The organism is Halomonas garicola (assembly GCF_031935715.1).
Lineage (GTDB): Bacteria > Pseudomonadota > Gammaproteobacteria > Pseudomonadales > Halomonadaceae > Vreelandella > Vreelandella garicola.
The window spans coordinates 1-16,335 of the sequence record NZ_JASSZF010000045.1; the positions used below are offsets into that span (position 1 = coordinate 1).

At 54.4% G+C, this 16,335-nt stretch carries 13 protein-coding genes; 6 read left to right on the forward strand and 7 right to left on the reverse strand.

Going from position 1 to position 16,335, the window contains the following annotated elements; genetic code table 11:
* Nucleotides 1–398: IS30 family transposase (locus tag RS027_RS12590; protein ID WP_311957459.1), on the forward strand; the 398-nt coding region annotated here is incomplete at its 5' end.
* A 225-nt stretch (nt 399–623) separates the two neighbouring features.
* Here RS027_RS12590 and RS027_RS12595 read toward each other — a convergent pair.
* The 7 genes from RS027_RS12595 to RS027_RS12625 form a co-directional block, all read right to left on the reverse strand.
* A complete protein-coding gene (locus RS027_RS12595; RefSeq protein ID WP_311957460.1) occupies nt 624–1,577 on the reverse strand; it encodes a thioesterase family protein in 954 nt (317 codons plus the stop codon).
* Nucleotides 1,564–3,252, reverse strand: a complete 1,689-nt coding sequence (locus tag RS027_RS12600; protein WP_311957461.1) for an AMP-binding protein — start codon at nt 3,250–3,252, stop codon at nt 1,564–1,566. Before RS027_RS12600 ends, RS027_RS12595 begins: the two co-directional genes overlap by 14 nt.
* A 32-nt stretch (nt 3,253–3,284) precedes the next feature.
* Entirely contained in the window at nt 3,285–4,214 is a 930-nt protein-coding gene (locus tag RS027_RS12605) for a hydroxymethylglutaryl-CoA lyase (protein ID WP_311957463.1), read from the reverse strand.
* Nucleotides 4,214–6,217 carry an acetyl/propionyl/methylcrotonyl-CoA carboxylase subunit alpha gene (locus RS027_RS12610; RefSeq protein ID WP_311957466.1) on the reverse strand — a complete coding sequence of 668 codons (2,004 nt, stop codon included), beginning with the start codon at nt 6,215–6,217 and terminating at the stop codon, nt 4,214–4,216. The genes RS027_RS12605 and RS027_RS12610 overlap by 1 nt, the downstream gene beginning before the upstream one ends.
* Nucleotides 6,217–7,041, reverse strand: coding sequence for an enoyl-CoA hydratase-related protein (locus tag RS027_RS12615; RefSeq protein WP_311957469.1), 825 nt, complete (start codon nt 7,039–7,041; stop codon nt 6,217–6,219). The genes RS027_RS12610 and RS027_RS12615 overlap by 1 nt, the downstream gene beginning before the upstream one ends.
* Before the next feature lie 15 nt (nt 7,042–7,056).
* Nucleotides 7,057–8,664, reverse strand: coding sequence for a carboxyl transferase domain-containing protein (locus RS027_RS12620; protein ID WP_311957471.1), 1,608 nt, complete (start codon nt 8,662–8,664; stop codon nt 7,057–7,059).
* 161 nt (nt 8,665–8,825) lie between these two features.
* On the reverse strand, nt 8,826–9,992 hold the full coding sequence (locus RS027_RS12625; RefSeq protein ID WP_311957472.1) for an isovaleryl-CoA dehydrogenase: 1,167 nt from the start codon (nt 9,990–9,992) through the stop codon (nt 8,826–8,828).
* 915 nt (nt 9,993–10,907) lie between these two features.
* On the opposite strand from RS027_RS12625, the gene RS027_RS12630 reads away from it, so the two are divergent.
* The 5 genes from RS027_RS12630 (at nt 10,908) to RS027_RS12650 (ending at nt 15,846) form a co-directional block, all read left to right on the forward strand.
* Entirely contained in the window at nt 10,908–11,324 is a 417-nt protein-coding gene (locus RS027_RS12630; protein ID WP_311957473.1) for a PaaI family thioesterase, read from the forward strand.
* A 370-nt stretch (nt 11,325–11,694) separates the two neighbouring features.
* Nucleotides 11,695–12,447 carry an electron transfer flavoprotein subunit beta/FixA family protein gene (locus tag RS027_RS12635; RefSeq protein WP_311957475.1) on the forward strand — a complete coding sequence of 251 codons (753 nt, stop codon included), beginning with the start codon at nt 11,695–11,697 and terminating at the stop codon, nt 12,445–12,447.
* On the forward strand, nt 12,444–13,370 hold the full coding sequence (locus RS027_RS12640) for an electron transfer flavoprotein subunit alpha/FixB family protein (RefSeq protein WP_311957477.1): 927 nt from the start codon (nt 12,444–12,446) through the stop codon (nt 13,368–13,370). The genes RS027_RS12635 and RS027_RS12640 overlap by 4 nt, the downstream gene beginning before the upstream one ends.
* Before the next feature lie 86 nt (nt 13,371–13,456).
* Entirely contained in the window at nt 13,457–15,130 is a 1,674-nt protein-coding gene (locus tag RS027_RS12645) for an electron transfer flavoprotein-ubiquinone oxidoreductase (RefSeq protein ID WP_311957479.1), read from the forward strand.
* 305 nt (nt 15,131–15,435) lie between these two features.
* Complete coding sequence (locus tag RS027_RS12650) at nt 15,436–15,846, forward strand: MerR family transcriptional regulator (protein WP_311957481.1); 411 nt, start codon at nt 15,436–15,438, stop codon at nt 15,844–15,846.
* Nucleotides 15,847–16,335 lie beyond the last annotated feature (489 nt).

Consider the following 16,335-nt stretch of genomic DNA (forward strand, 5'->3'; position numbering starts at 1 on the left):
CGTCATCAACCCGACGCCGTGCCTTGGCCTGCTTGGACAACCCTCCGAGCACGACTTCGCGAGGAAGTCAGGGAGCAGAGCCTATGCGGCGAGTAGCAACATATTCGTGGGGATTCGTCAGGCGTCATGCCGAGATCACGCAGCGCTCCGGCGTCGCGATTTACTTCTGTGACCCGCATAGTCCCTGGCAGCGAGGAGCCAATGAAAATATCAATGGCTTGATCCGGCAGTACCTACCGAAGGGAACGGATCTGTCGGTATACAGCCAGGAAGAGCTCGACGCCATTGCCTTCGAGCTAAACATGCGTCCGCGAAAACGTTTTGATTTTAAATGTCCGATTGAAGTGATGAGCGAGGTGATGGCCAAACATCACGAGCGTTCATCAACTACTCAATGAAGGTGTTGCGTTCAGAATCTGCATCCACCCTGTAACATAGATTCACGCGCTATATTCGGACGTATAATTAGTCTATCTCACAGAAGGCTTTACACTATCAAGAGCTGCTAGCGGCGATGAAGGAAGGGCAGGAGCAGCGGCCTGAGTTATTTACGAAACGGATAGTCAATGCATATTGCATCCGGCATATACACTAGAGTTTGGCTTAAGTCGAATAAGTTGAGTTTATATATATTTATTAATTCTACGTATGGTCAGCGTCTGCTCACTTCGGCCAAACATGCCGAACTCATCGTACAATATCGAGCTGGTCAAGCCAATACCATCAACTCCATATTCCTGGGTGGCATTAATCCCTAGCCAGCGGCCCTGAGGTAGTCGTAATAAATTAATATTCAAGTCAACATTCGGAAATATCCAATCGTCGGCTGTAATTCGGTTAGCCACCCCATTAGCCGTATCGACCATTCCCATTATATGCACAAAGGAAGAAGTTTCCTTTCCTTCAATCATATTCAAATCGTTTTTCAACCAAATAATTTCTTGATCTTCTTGCTTATCGATTTTAAATATTATGCTCTCAATAAATCCGCCACCCCATTGCTGCATTCCGTTCCAGCCTTGCATTTTATCAGGGTGAGCAGTGACCGTATTTACCGAGCTGGATATTTCTTGGGTATTACTGATCTTCATGCGCCAACATGTCGCTATGATGCAGGTCCTACCCTCGGCCTCCATGCGGGACTCAATCAATTCTATAGTTCGGCCCGGCCGTATAATTCGAGTTTGAATGGTAAATGGAGAAAACCAGATGACCCCCCATATATCGAGATGAATGCGTCCAATTCGTAAATCACTACGAGGTAGAAATTTCTCTATCTCGGCACATATCACACCGGTGGCAGGGGCCATGTGCTGCTCATGTGCGTTCCATGCACCTTGTGCAGCATGGTTAGGCGCATAGTGGGCGGTAACTACATTCTCAGCGTCCATAGTGTTATCGATGAGACGATAATAAGCTGACATGTATTTTCCTTTATTCAGTGTGAGTTTACGATAATTAAGAGATGGCCCGATAAAAGGCAAGAAAGAAAAGACAGTAGTTAATGATGGTGCCGTGCCCCAGAATTTTGAGGCACGGCTGTTTAGATAAAGAAATTGATGGCTATTTTGAATCATCCATTTCTTCAATGGAAACTTGGCGCATCTTGAACTTCTGTATTTTTCCGGTTGCGGTCATCGGAAACTCGTCCACGAATTTGTAGTGCCGGGGAATCTTGAAGTGAGAAATTTGGCCTTGGCAGAATGCTATCAGGTCGTCGGCATCCACCGGATCAGCATCGGAACGCAGCTGAACCCACGCGACCAGCTCTTCACCGTAAGTTGTGTCGGGAATGCCGGTCACTTGAACTTCGTTGATAGAAGGGTGGGTATAAAGGAATTCTTCCACCTCTTTCGGGTAGATGTTTTCACCGCCCCGAATAACCATATCCTTGATGCGCCCAACCACTTGAATGTAGCCTTCGTCATCCATGATGGCCAGATCCCCTGTGTGCATCCAACCGGCGGAATCGATGGCTTCGCGTGTTTTTTCTTCGTTATTCCAATATTTGAGCATCACGCTGTAGCCGCGTGTACACAGCTCGCCGGTTTCCCCCCGGGGAAGTACATTGCCAGTCAGCACATCGACCACCATGCTTTCTAGGTGCGGCTGGGTGCGACCTACCGTAGTGACCTGTTTGTCAAAAGGATCAAGAGAGCTGGTTTGCGTCGAGACCGGGCTGGTTTCGGTCATGCCGTAGGCGATTTGCACGTCTTTTATATTCATCTGCTCGTTGACTTTCTTCATGACTTCGGCAGGGCAGATGGAGCCGGCCATGATGCCCGTGCGCAGGCTGGACAAGTCGCAGTCGTGAATGGCTGGGTCGGCCAACTCGGCAATGAACATGGTGGGTACCCCGTACAGGACAGTAGCTTTTTCCTGATGCACGGCGTCCAGCACTGCCTTGGGGTCAAACCCCTCTTCTGGATAAATCATGGTAGAGCCATGAGTAATACATCCCAGATTGCCCATGACCATGCCGAAGCAATGATATAGTGGAACTGGAATAACCATTCGGTCTTTTTCGTTCAACCGCTGGCTTTCACCGACAAAAAATCCGTTATTGAGAATATTGTGGTGGGACAACGTAGCCCCTTTGGGATTGCCGGTAGTGCCGGATGTAAACTGAATATTGATGGGGTCATCGAACTGGAGCTGGCTTTGTACTTTGTCCAGTTCTTCCTGAGAAGTGTCCCGGGAAAAGCCGATAAATTGATCCCAGCTCCACATGCCGGCGTGTTGTTCTGTGTCCATATTGATGACGGCACGCAAGTCAGCAAGTCGCTGTGACTTAACCCTACCCGGCGTGCCGGTATGCAACTCAGGAGTAACTTCATAGAGCGTCTGGCGGTAGTTGTTGGATTTAAACTTGTCGGCCGTTACCAGCACGCTGATGCCCGCCAGGTTCATGGCATATTCCAGCTCATGTGCGCCGTAGGCTGGATTAATGTTGACTAGAATAGCGCCAATTTTGGCTGTGGCAAACTGCGTCAGCGTCCATTCATAGCGGTTGGGTGACCAGATACCAACGCGGTCACCGTGCTGGACGCCAATAGCTAAAAAAGCCCTGGCGGCTTCATTGACTTTGGTTACGAACTCTTTGTAAGTCCAGCGAATACCTTGGTGCAGGCATATCAGGGCTTCGTTATCAGGGAACTGACTTGCGGTGCGATCAAGCATTTCACCGATGGTCATGCCCAGTAATGGAGTGGTAGACGTGCCGCTGGTATAGCTTGGGAGAGCCTGATTCATTGTCTTGCCTCCGATTGTTGTTGTCGGTGTAACTATACTTCTTGACCAGTGGCGGCCCCTGATGGAACAGTAAGCGCTTGACCGACTTTCGAACCGTTGGGGCGTTCAAGCTGCTGGCTGATCCATTCACCGGTGGCGATTAGGGGCTCCAAGTTGACGCCGGTACGAATGCCCAGACCTTCAAGAAGGTAGAGTACGTCTTCGGTAGCGACGTTACCCGATGCACCCCGGGCATACGGGCAGCCACCCAGACCGGCGACTGAGGCATCAATCACGCCGATACCTTCTTCCAGTACAGCAAAGAGGTTAGCGAGTGCCTGGCCATAAGTATCGTGAAAATGTGCCGCGAGGCGCTCTGTAGGCACCTGTGTGGTGACGGCTTCTAGCATGCGCTTGGCTTTTAGCGGTGTTCCTGTGCCAATGGTGTCGCCCAAGGAAATTTCATGGCAGCCCATGTTGGCGAGTTCGCCGGCGACATACGCTACCTGCTGCGGGGCAATATCACCCTCGTAGGGGCAGCCCAGTACGGTGGAAACATAGCCGCGCACCGGGATGTTGTGTTCCTGGGCAGCCTCCATGACCGGCTGGAAGCGCCTCAAGCTATCGGCGATAGAGCAGTTGATGTTTTTCAAGCTGAAGGATTCAGATGCAGCTGCAAATACTGCCACTTCGTCCACACCCGCTGCCAGCGCATTCTCGAAACCTTTCATGTTGGGCGTTAGCGCTGCATAACGCACACCAGGCTGACGTTGGATGCTTGCCATCACATCGGCGGCGTCTGCCATTTGTGGCACCCATTTGGGCGAGACAAAACTGGCGGATTCAATGTGGCTGAGGCCGCAATGGGCCAGGCGATTGATCAATTCGGTTTTGATATCTGTGGCAACCAAAGAGCCAGGCTCATTTTGTAGGCCATCCCGGGGGCTCATTTCCACCAGCCTTACCTGTTTCGGCAGTGCCATTAGCTTGCCTCCTCGGAGTTTTGTTCAGAGGCCTCAACGACAATCAGTTCCGCGCTTTCAGCCACCTGTTCTCCTTCGACGCAGAAAATCTCGCTGACCACACCGTCTGCCGGCGCCTTGATGGTATGCTCCATTTTCATGGCTTCCATGACGATCAGCGTCTGGCCTGCGCAGACCGCATCGCCCACATCGGCTTGCACCGTCACAATGGTGCCGTTCATGGGGGCATTGAGGCCGCCTTCGGGGGCTAAGTCGTCAAGGACATAGTTTTCTCGATAGCGGGTGCAATGGAAGCTTTCACCGCCGTGGAACAGCACCAGGTGATCGTGATGCAGGTTGCCGTAGACGTTGATCCGATGGTCATTAATGGTGGCCTGAAGGTAGTCGTCTACCAGGTTGGCGTATAGATCATAAACCGCGTCACCCACGGACACCTGGTAATGGTTGGCACGTACCCGCACCGTCAGGTCGTATAGGGTGTCGTTGGCTTCGAGCTGTAACGGTCGGGCATGTTCGGTGTTCATGCGCCAGCTATCAGAGCGGTTGAAGGGTGACCAGGGGTCAGGGCCGTTGCCATTGCCGGCCTTAGGCGTCTCCATGATGAAACCGGTAGCCAGCACCAAAGCTGTGTGTGTGCCGAACTCTGATTCGGCAAAAAGCTTGTCGCGATGAGCGTCAATAAAACCGGTTGTCAGATCAGCATCGCGAAAGGGTTGGCTATCGGTCAGCGCGTGGATAAAGCGGATATTGGTGGCTACCCCAGCGATGCGGTAATGCTCCAGCGCCTGGACCATGCGGTTAATGGCTCGATTGCGACTTTTGTCCCAAACAATCAACTTGGCAATCATTGGGTCGTAGTGAATACTGATGTCATCACCTTCGACAACCCCGGTATCGACTCGCACATGGGCACTTTCATTGGGCGTGCGTAGATAGCGCAGGTTGCCGGTGGCAGGTAGGAAGTCGTGGTCGGGGTCTTCAGCATAGATGCGGGCTTCCAGAGCATGGCCGTGAATTTTTATCTGCGGCTGATCCAGCGGTAAGGGATCACCCCAGGCCACTTGCAGCTGCCACTCCACCAGGTCCTCACCGGTCACCATTTCGGTAACCGGATGCTCTACTTGCAGGCGCGTGTTCATTTCCATAAAGAAGAAGGAGCCGTCGACATCGTAAAGAAACTCTACAGTGCCCGCGCCCACATAGTTAATCGCCTGCGCCGCTTTCACCGCTGCTTCACCCATGGCTCTGTGGGTTTCTTCGCTCAGCCCCGGCGCAGGGGCTTCTTCCAGAACTTTCTGATGGCGACGCTGAACCGAGCAATCGCGCTCAGCCAAATACACGCCACGGCCGCTCTGATCACAGAACACCTGGATTTCAATGTGACGAGGCTGAGTTAGGTAGCGCTCGATCAACATATCTGAGTTGCTGAACGCATTCGTTGCTTCGCGTTTGGCAGCGTCGAGCGCTGAATCAAACTCGTCTATGTCTTCCACCACGCGCATGCCTTTGCCGCCACCGCCGGCCACCGCTTTCAGCAGCAATGGAAAACCGCATTTTTCGGCTTCTGAGCGTAGGGTGCCTGGCGTTTGATCGTCGCCGTGGTAACCGGGTACTAGAGGCACACCGGCTTTTTCCATAATGACCTTGGCGGCGGATTTGGAGCCCATCGACGCAATAGCAGAAGAGGGCGGCCCGATGAATACGAGGTTGTTAGCCTCACATGCCGCGGCGAATTCAGCATTTTCGGAAACAAAACCATAGCCTGGATGGATGGCCTCGGCGCCGCTTCGCTCAGCGATTTCGATGAGCTTATCCGTACGCAGATAGCTGTCGGCCGCCGGTGCAGGACCAATATGGAAGGCTTCATCGGCCAGATTGACGTGGTGGGCGTTGACATCGGCATCAGAGTAGACCGCTACGCAGCGGATCCCCATACGGCGAGCTGTCCGGATAATGCGGCAGGCAATTTCGCCCCGGTTGGCAATCAGGATCTTATGAAACATTAGGAGGTCTCCGGCATCCAGTAGGCATGGCGTTTATCAAGAAAAGCGCTGAGCCCTTCCTGACCTTCTACGCCGACGCGGATATCAGCGATGCGCTGGGCAGTATCTTCGAGAACGGCGTCATCGATAGGCTTGTGACTAACGGCTAGCACAAGATCCTTGGCAGCCTGCATGGCACCCGGGCCATTTTGAGCCAGCTGTTGCAGCATTGTTTCGCAGCAGCTATCCATGGCGTCGATATCGTCACAGACGATGTGTACTAACCCCAGTTTTTCTGCTTCCCGGGCGTTAATGACTTCCGCCGACAAGGCGTAGCGCCGAGCCTGACGCTCGCCAATAGCGCGTACTACATAAGGGCTGATAACTGCGGGAATCAGGCCGAGTTTGACTTCACTCAGGCAAAAGCGGGTCTTTTCGTTGGCGATGACAATATCGCAGCAGGCGGCGATACCGACGGCACCGCCGTAGGCGGCGCCCTGAACCAGGCCGATAACCGGCTGACGAATTTGGTTCAGTGTCTGCATTAGGCGGGCAAGCTGACGCGCGTCATCGAGGTTTTCCTGGTGACTGTTGTCGGCCATGCGCCGCATCCAGTCAAGATCGGCACCTGCCGAGAAGTGCTTGCCGGCTGAGCGTATGATGACTACCGAAGTGTTGCTGTCGGCATCAACGTCAGCCAGGACATCGAGCAGTTGGCCAATAATCACATCGTCAAAGGCGTTGCGCTTTTCCGGCCGGTTGAGCACGATTTCGCTGACACCGTGAGCGTGGCGCCGAAGTGCCACCGCTGTTTGCGCTGCGGGTGCTGTGTGGTTCTCTGTCATGGTGATTCTCCGCGATTACATCCGGAATACGCCAAAGCGGGTGGAGTTGGCCGGCCGATTAAGGGTGGTAGAAAGGCTAAGTGCGAGTACTTCACGGGTCTGGGCAGGGTCGATAACGCCATCATCCCAAAGGCGGGCACTGGCGTAATAAGGATGGCCTTGATGCTCATACTTGTCGGCAATTGGCTTCTTGAATGCGGCTTCGTCGGCGTCACTCCATTCCTGTCCCTTCTGCTCCATTCTGTCACGGCGAACCTGAGCCAGTACGCCGGCCGCCTGCTCGCCGCCCATGACCGAGATGCGGGCATTGGGCCACATCCACAGAAAGTCGGGGCTGTAAGCGCGACCGCACATACCGTAGTTACCGGCGCCGTAGCTGCCACCTATCAACACGGTAATTTTGGGAACGTTGGCGCAGGCAACCGCCATCACCATTTTCGCCCCGTGTTTGGCAATACCTTCAGCTTCGTATTTTTGGCCTACCATGAAGCCGGTGATGTTCTGTAAAAACACCAGTGGAATATTGCGCTGGCAGCAAAGCTCGATAAAATGTGCGCCTTTTTGCGCTGACTCACTGAACAGGATGCCGTTATTGGCGATGATGCCCACCGGATAGCCGTGTATGTGAGCGAAGCCGGTCACCAGGGTCTGGCCGTAATAGCGTTTGAATTCATCAAACGCTGAGTCGTCTACTGTGCGTGCAATCACATCGCGGACGTCGAACTGTTTGCGCAGATCGGTACCCACGATGCCATAGACTTCTTCAGGGTCGTAACGGGGTGCCAGGGGCTGGCGAACTTCGACGTCAACGGGTTTGCGGCGGTTAAGGTGAGAAATGCAACGCCGGGCCGTTTCCAGAGCATGGCTATCGTTTTCAGCGTAATGGTCGGCAACGCCGGAGGTTTTGCAGTGCACATCGGCACCGCCCAGCTCTTCGGCTGTGACCTCTTCACCGGTGGCTGCTTTGACCAGTGGGGGGCCGGCCAGAAAGATAGTGCCCTGATTGCGGACGATAATAGACTCGTCGGCCATCGCCGGCACGTAGGCGCCTCCAGCGGTGCAAAGACCCATGACGACGGCGATTTGAGGGATGTCATTGGCAGACATCCGAGCTTGGTTGTAGAAAATACGTCCGAAGTGATCTCGGTCGGCGAAGACTCCATCTTGATGGGGCAAGTTAGCGCCGCCGGAGTCTACGAGATAGATGCAGGGTAAGTGGTTGGCCAGCGCAATTTCTTGTGCGCGCAGATGTTTTTTGACGGTCAATGGATAGTAAGTGCCGCCTTTTACCGTTGCGTCGTTGGCAATAATCATGCATTCACTGCCGGAGACTTGCCCCACACCGGCGATGATACCGGCTGCCGGTACGTCTTCGTCGTAGACGTTGTAGGCCGTCAGCTGACCTATTTCGAGAAACGCTGAGCCTTCGTCGAGCAGGCGGTTGATGCGCTCACGCGGCAAGAGTTTGCCGCGGTCTGTATGGCGTTTTTGATAGGCTGGGCCACCTCCTTGATGAATGCTGGACACTTTGTCCTGCAGGTCTGCCACGGCCTCTGCCATCGCCGCCTGCCGAGTCTGGAAGTCTTCCGACCTCGGATTTATTCTGCTTTGAAGTATCGTCATGGCCTACCCGTCCGTGCATTGAGGCTGGGGCGGCGTATGTAGGAAACGCCAGACGCCCAAATCCCCATTTTTCTTGGTGTGTTTACCCGCCTCTGGCTAACCAGGGTTACCCAGGCTTGCCGTGCAAAAAAGTTGGCTGTTAAGCACTGGTGTTTCAGGAATCAATTGTTCTTAAACAACTCCCGGCCGATCAGCATACGGCGGATTTCGGATGTGCCGGCACCGATTTCATACAGTTTGGCATCACGTAGTAGACGACCGGCGGGAAACTCGTTGGTATAGCCGTTTCCGCCCAGTAGCTGGATGGCATCCAGCGCCAGTTTGGTGGCCATTTCAGCCGAATAGAGGATGGCACCGGCGGCGTCCTTACGGGTGGTTTCACCGCGGTCAGCAGACTGAGACACCATATATACATAGGATTTGGCGGTATTCATGTAGGTGTACATGTCTGCCACTTTTCCTTGAACTAGCTCGAACTCGCCGATGGCCTGACCAAACTGTTGGCGTTCGCGAATGTAGGGCACAACAAGATCCATGGCGGCCTGCATGATCCCTAGTGGCCCTCCCGAGAGAACCAAGCGCTCATAGTCAAGGCCGCTCATGAGCACCCGGGCACCGTTGCCGACACCGCCCAGCACATTTTCCTTGGGTACCTTGCAGTCCTGAAATATTAGCTCGCAGGTGTTAGAGCCACGCATGCCCAGCTTGTCGAGTTTTTGGTTCCGACTGAAGCCGGCGTAGTCTCGCTCGACGATAAAGGCAGTGATGCCTTTTGACCCGGCATCTTTATCGGTTTTGGCATAGATGACGTAGACGTTAGCTTCGGGGCCATTAGTGATCCACATCTTGTTGCCATTGAGCACGTAATGATCACCGGCGTCTTTGGCGCTGAGCTTCATGGAGACAACGTCGGAGCCGGCGTTGGGCTCGGACATAGCTAAAGCGCCAACATGCTCGCCGCTGACGAGCTTGGGTAGATAGGCCTGCTTTTGCTCTTCGGTGCCGTTGCGGTGAATTTGGTTAACGCAGAGGTTTGAGTGGGCGCCATAGGAAAGCCCGACGGAGGCAGAGGCGCGGCTGATCTCCTCAACGGCGACAACGTGTTCCATATAGCCCATACCCGAGCCACCGTAGGCTTCATCCACAGTAATGCCCAGCAGGCCCATGTCGCCGAGTTTTTCCCACAGGTCGGCGGGAAATTCGTTGGTGCGGTCGATTTCCTCGGCGCGCGGGGCGATCTCGGTGGCGGCAAACTTATTAACCTGCTCACGCAGTATGTCAAGTGTCTCGCCAAGGCCGAAATTAAGCTCCGAATACGGTGTTTTCATGTTTTCTCACTTTTTGGTTTAGCGGGGGAAGGTCATGGCCGCGGCAAAGCCATTTGCCAAGCGCACCACCAGCTGTTATTTGCTAGGCCTTTTCTGTGCGTTATCAAGTGCTTCCAGGCAGTAGGTCTATGTTGGTTCGCGTTCCAGCTTAAGCCAACACATTTGATGGCCTTCCCTGTGGTGTACGTTGACGTAAACGTAATAATGTTGCCAGCGGTTTTCAACCCAATCATCGACTAACGTATTACAGAGGCCCTGTGGTGAGAGCATCAATGCTTCTTTACCAGGCTGGTATGCCCTGAGCTTGTTCTACCTTGGTCTTGCTACCATGCCATTACCTTCACGTAAAGGTAATGGCATGATACAAAATATCATATCCATTCAGTGGTAGGGATATCGGGAATACACCATGGGCCTACCTCAGAATGCCGGGATACATCACGGCTTTAGCTCTGCCGCCCGAAAGGTGGCTAGCCTCGACGGAAAGCTAGGGGGCGAACGTAATGCCTTTCATCATCTGACCGGTGATATGGCGATCCGCCACGGCGATGGCAATGTGATCGTCCCGACGACCTCATCGCCAAGAACGGCTATCAGGTTAGCCTGGCCGATGTGGGGAAACCCATTGCTGAAGCGTGTTGTGTTGCCGAGTCCAGCATGTTGGTCAAGCCCGACAGAAGGCATGGTAATGCTATCAAGCCACGGTGGGGGCAAATCGGGCCAGCAGCCGGCAAATAGGCCGAATCTGCAGGGTGAGCTACATTCAACGCGGTGACGGCTATGGTTATCACCTGACACCATCCAACAATCTGAAAGGAGGAGCGGGGCAGGCGATGGCGTGATCCAGGTCGCCCGGTGGGGCGACGCGCTATCTCTCCCGGCACTAGACTTACCGGGTATCCCGCGCAAAACCTGATGAAAGTTACATTTGCAGAACTTGATCAATTTCTTCAGGAGCAATTTCCCCAGGGAGCGGCGTTTGGCCAGTTACAAGCGCTGGGCGATGGCTGGGCCGAGATGGGCCTGGAGGTTGAAGATAGGCACCTTCGTCCTGGCGGAACCGTTTCCGGCCCAGTAACAATGGGGTTGGTGGATGTTACGCTCTACGCGGCTCTGCTAAGTCAGATTGGCCTGGTTCCAATGGCAGTGACTACCAACCTTAACGTCAATTTTCTTCGCAAGCCGGTAGCCCATGCGCCAATCTCGGCGCGAGGCACTATGCTCAAAGTTGGGCGCACGATGGCGGTGGGGGAGGTGTTTGTCTATTCCAAAGGAGTAGAAGAGCCTATGGCGCATTCAACGGTGACCTACTCAATTCCGTCAAAAATTTAAAAACTAGATTGACGTGAACGTAAGGGTGAACTTACTCTATGGATGTCCATATGGTTAACGATAACAAAGGTAGTTTAGCCCATGAGTGTCTCGCCTATAGTCAAAATTCGATGCCTTGTGCAAATGGTCATCAATTTTATTGCGGTTCACAGCGTGAGCCTTAAGGCTCATAAAGAGCACTCACTGAGTTCAGCGTCGATTGCCCTAAAACGAATGGTTAGCTATTTACTTTGTTTCTCAGGAAGACGGATCAGCTATTATGCCATTCAGCCGCTTAGTGGCCGGTAAGAATTTAATGTGGAGTAATAATTTCTATTCTATCTAGTGGCCTTTAATCGCTACTATTAAATTATAAAACTAGGATGCCTCTATGAAAATACTCGTCGCGATCAAACGCGTCATTGACTATAACGTCAAGATTCGCGTTAAGCCGGACCAGTCAGACGTTGACCTTACTAACGTCAAGATGGCCATGAATCCTTTCTGCGAGATTGCCGTGGAAGAGGCCGTGCGTCTCAAGGAAAAAGGCATTGCCAGTGAGGTGGTGGCGGTGACCGTGGGGCCTAAAGCGGCTCAGGAACAGCTGCGGACCTCATTGGCGCTGGGTGCCGATCGGGGCATCCACGTCCAAGCCGATGAGCGCGTGGAATCACTGGGAGCTGCCAAGGCATTGGCCAAGGTCGTCGAAGAAGAGCAGCCGGAGCTGATACTTCTTGGGAAGCAGGCCATCGATACCGACAACAACCAGACGGGACAAATGCTGGCGGCGCTGACCGGACGCCCTCAGGGCACCTTTGCGTCCGAGATTACCGTGGAAGACGGCAAGCTGCAGGTGACCCGCGAAATTGACGGCGGCCTGCAGACGCTTGAGCTGACGCTGCCCGCGGTGGTGACCGCCGACCTGCGGTTGAACGAGCCGCGCTACGCCAAGCTGCCGGATGTGATGAAAGCCAAGAAGAAACCGCTCGACGTCAAAACCCCGGAGGAGCTGGGCATCGACGTGGCCAGCAAGCTGGCACTGATCAAGGTTGAACCACCGGCCGAACGTAAAGGTGGCATCAGGGTGAGCTCAGTTGATGAGCTTGTGGACAAACTCCAGAACGAAGCCAAGGTGATTTCATGAGTATTCTGGTTTTGGCCGACCATCAGGACGGTGAGCTGGACGGTGTGACCGCCCACGTCGTCGCCGCCGCCCAGGCGATCGGCGGCGATATTGAGCTACTGGTGGCCGGCGATAACGTCGACGCCGTGGCAGAGGCGGCCGCCAAACTCGACGGTGTGAGCAAGGTGCGCGTGGCCGATAGCCGTGTGTTTGCCCACCAGCTGGCCGAGCCGCTGAGCGAACTGCTGGCCATGCTGGCCGATGACTATAGCCACGTATTGGCGGCGGCTTCGACGAACGGCAAAAACGCGCTGCCGCGGGTTGCCGCCTTGAAAGACGTGGCACAGATATCTGATATCATTGCCGTGGAATCCGCCGACACCTTCAAGCGTCCGATCTATGCGGGTAACGCCATCGCGACCGTGCAGAGCAGCGATGCCCTGAAGATTATCACGGTGCGTGCTACCGGCTTTGAGCCGGTGGCCGAAGGCGGCAGCGCCAGCATTGAGGTAGTCGAACAGAGTATCGACAACAGTATATCGGCCTTCGTCAAAGAGTCGCTGGCGGAAAGCGATCGTCCCGAACTGGGTGCTGCACGAGCGGTCGTTTCCGGCGGGCGCGGCATGGGCAGTGCTGATAACTTCAAGCTGCTTGACGGCATCGCCGACAAGCTCGGCGCGGCGATCGGTGCTTCCCGAGCCGCGGTAGATTCCGGCTTTGTGCCCAACGACATGCAGGTGGGGCAAACCGGCAAGATCGTTGCGCCCGATCTGTACGTCGCGGTAGGGATTTCCGGCGCCATTCAGCACCTGGCGGGGATGAAAGACGCCAAGGTAATCGTGGCGATCAACAAGGATGAGGACGCGCCGATTTTTCAGGTAGCGGATTACGGCCTGGTGGCAGATCTGTTTGAGGCCGTGCCGGAGCTTGAGCAAAAGCTTTAATCGCCCCTCGCCTTTTAACTTTTCAGAGTGCCGGCAGTTGGGTGTCGTATATCCTCACTGTCGGCCATTTTCCTTGTGGGTGCTCTATGACAGCGGAAACCGAACGCGACTCCATGGATTTTGATGTGGTCATCGTTGGCGCCGGCGCCTCGGGGCTGGCGGCGGCCTGCCGATTAATGCAGCAGGCCAACAGCGCGGAGCGCGAACTCAGCGTGTGCGTGGTGGAAAAAGGCTCTGAGGTAGGGGCGCATATTCTCTCCGGCGCGGTGTTCGAAACGCGCGCGCTGGACGAGCTGTTTCCCGACTGGAAAGCGCGCGGCGCGCCGCTGACGACGCCTGCTACGCGCGATGAGCTATACCTGCTGAAAGACGCCGACAAGGCCCAGAAGCTGCCCAATGCCCTGGTGCCCAGGGCCATGCACAACACCGGCGGCGACCAGACCCGCTACGTCACCAGCGCCGGCAATCTGTGCCGCTGGCTCGGCGAGCAGGCCGAAGCGCTGGGCGTTGATATCTTCCCCGGCTTTGCCGCCCAGGACATCATTGAGGATGAGCAAGGTGCCGTACGCGGCATTATCACCGGCGATATGGGCGTCGACGCCGACGGCGAGCCCAAGGATGGCTACATGCCGGGGATGGAGCTGCGCGCCCGGTACACGCTGTTTGCCGAAGGCTCGCACGGTCACCTGGGCAAGCGTCTGATCCAGCGCTTTGCCCTGGACGAAGGGCGAGACCCGCAGCATTACGGCCTTGGCCTCAAGGAGCTGTGGGACATTCCGGCAGACAAGCACGAACCCGGCCTGATACTGCACGGCTCGGGCTGGCCGCTGGACAAGCACGCCCACGGCGGCTGGTTCCTTTACCACGGCGAGGATAATCAGGTCATGGTAGGGCTGATCATGGACCTGTCCTATCAAAACCCCTGGCTGTCGCCGTTTGACGAGTTCCAGCGCATGAAGCACCACCCGGTGCTGGCCAAGCACCTGGAAGGCGGCAAGCGCGTCGCCTACGGCGCACGCTCCATCACCAAGGGCGGTTTCAACTGCCTGCCCAAGATGACCTTCCCCGGCGGTCTGCTGATCGGCTGCGATGCCGGCACGCTGAACTTTGCCAAGATCAAGGGCCTGCACACGGCGATGAAATCCGGCATGGTCGCCGCTGAAACCGTATTCGACGCCCTTGCCAACGAAAGCGAAGGCGGGGAAGAACTGTCCGCTTTCACGGAGAAGTGGGAGCAGAGCTGGGCCTACGCCGAGCTCAAGGAAAGCGCAAGCTTCGGCCCCGCCCTCCACAAGTACGGCACCCTGGTCGGCGGCGCCTACAACTTTGTCGACCAGCTGCTCGGCGGCGGCAAGCTGCCCAACCTCCACGATACAACGCCGGACCATGCCGCGCTCAAGCCGGCGGCCGAGTGCGAAAAAATCGAGTATCCCAGGCCCGACGGCAAACTCTCCTTTGACAAGCTCTCCTCGGTCTACCTGTCCAACACCAACCACGAAGAGAACCAGCCCTGCCACCTCAAGCTCTCGGACCCGGCAATACCCATCCGCGACAACCTGCCCAAATACGCCGAGCCGGCAGTCCGCTACTGTCCCGCCGGGGTCTACGAAGTGGTCGAAGACGATGACGGCCAGCCGCAGTTTCGGATCAATTTCCAGAACTGCGTGCACTGCAAGACCTGCGACATCAAGGACCCGGCGCAGAACATTACCTGGGTGACCCCGGAAGGCGGGGGTGGGCCGAACTATCCTAATATGTGATTAACCTAAGGTAGAGTGAGTGTAGCTTTCTTTACTCCCTATGTCCGTATATTGTAATAATTCAGCAATATTTTAGCTAAGCTAAGAGGGTTTCTCTATTTTTAAAAAATGAAGTGTAGGAGTCGCTATTAAAGTTGGTGTTAATAAAATTGAATAGTTAGTGGCTTAAGTTCTTGCGTAAGAAAGAGAGTGACCAGGCGATGTCCAATAATTAAACATTATAAATATTCCGTTACTCTGAGTAGATAGTGTTTATATTTTGTGTCAATGTGGTCTTTATTCAGGTGGGGTGAGAGGAGTTATTAATGGCGACAAAAAAAACATACAGCATTGGTGATTTGGCTCAGGAGTTTGATGTAACGACACGTAGCGTACGCTTTTACGAAAATCAAGGACTTCTTTATCCCACTCGCCGGGGCCAGACAAGAATTTTCAGTTCCAAGGACCGCGTGCGACTAAAACTAATTTTGCGTGGAAAGCGTATGGGCCTATCTTTGGCAGAAACCAAAGAGCTATTTGACCTGTGGGACGAAACCACAAGCGGCAGTGAAAAACAGTTATTATTGATGTTGAAAACTATCAAACGTCGTCGTGCGGTTCTTGAGCAGCAGAAAGAAGATATAGCTATGATGGAAATGGAGTTGAACACCGCGGAGAACCGTTGTCTGGAAGCACTTAAAAAAGTTTCTTCAACGCTTCGTTCGGATTTGACTTAAATCTTGAGAAGCCTTCGGTAAATAAGCAATGAAATGATAGCCTATGATTATAAGGTCTTGCATAAGTTGGCATGTTGTAAGTTGCCAAAAATAAAATATGCCAAAGGCGACCCACGCAGGCCTTTGATTTGTGCACAATACGTTCTGCGCATCACTCCACCGTGGTCCATGTCAAGCGCTTGGCAGGCACTGATTGGCGTGGTGAGGGAATCGTGCTGAGGAGGGGTGCCGCCTGGGATGACTGCCTTCGGGCGTGTTCTGTCGGGCCAGCGGCGCTCAAACACACCAATAATCGGCCCAATTGGCTGCTGAGTTCATCTGCATCAAAAGCGAACGTTGTTCTATTGGCTTGTTGTCACTCGGTTGCGGAGTCTGTCAACATAGTTGCCATATAAAATGACTTCGGCTCTTTAAAATCCTGCGGCCTGTGGTACTGGGTCCCGTTCGGGATTCAGGTGCACTACATCCGGCAGGCTGAGTTTCCGGATC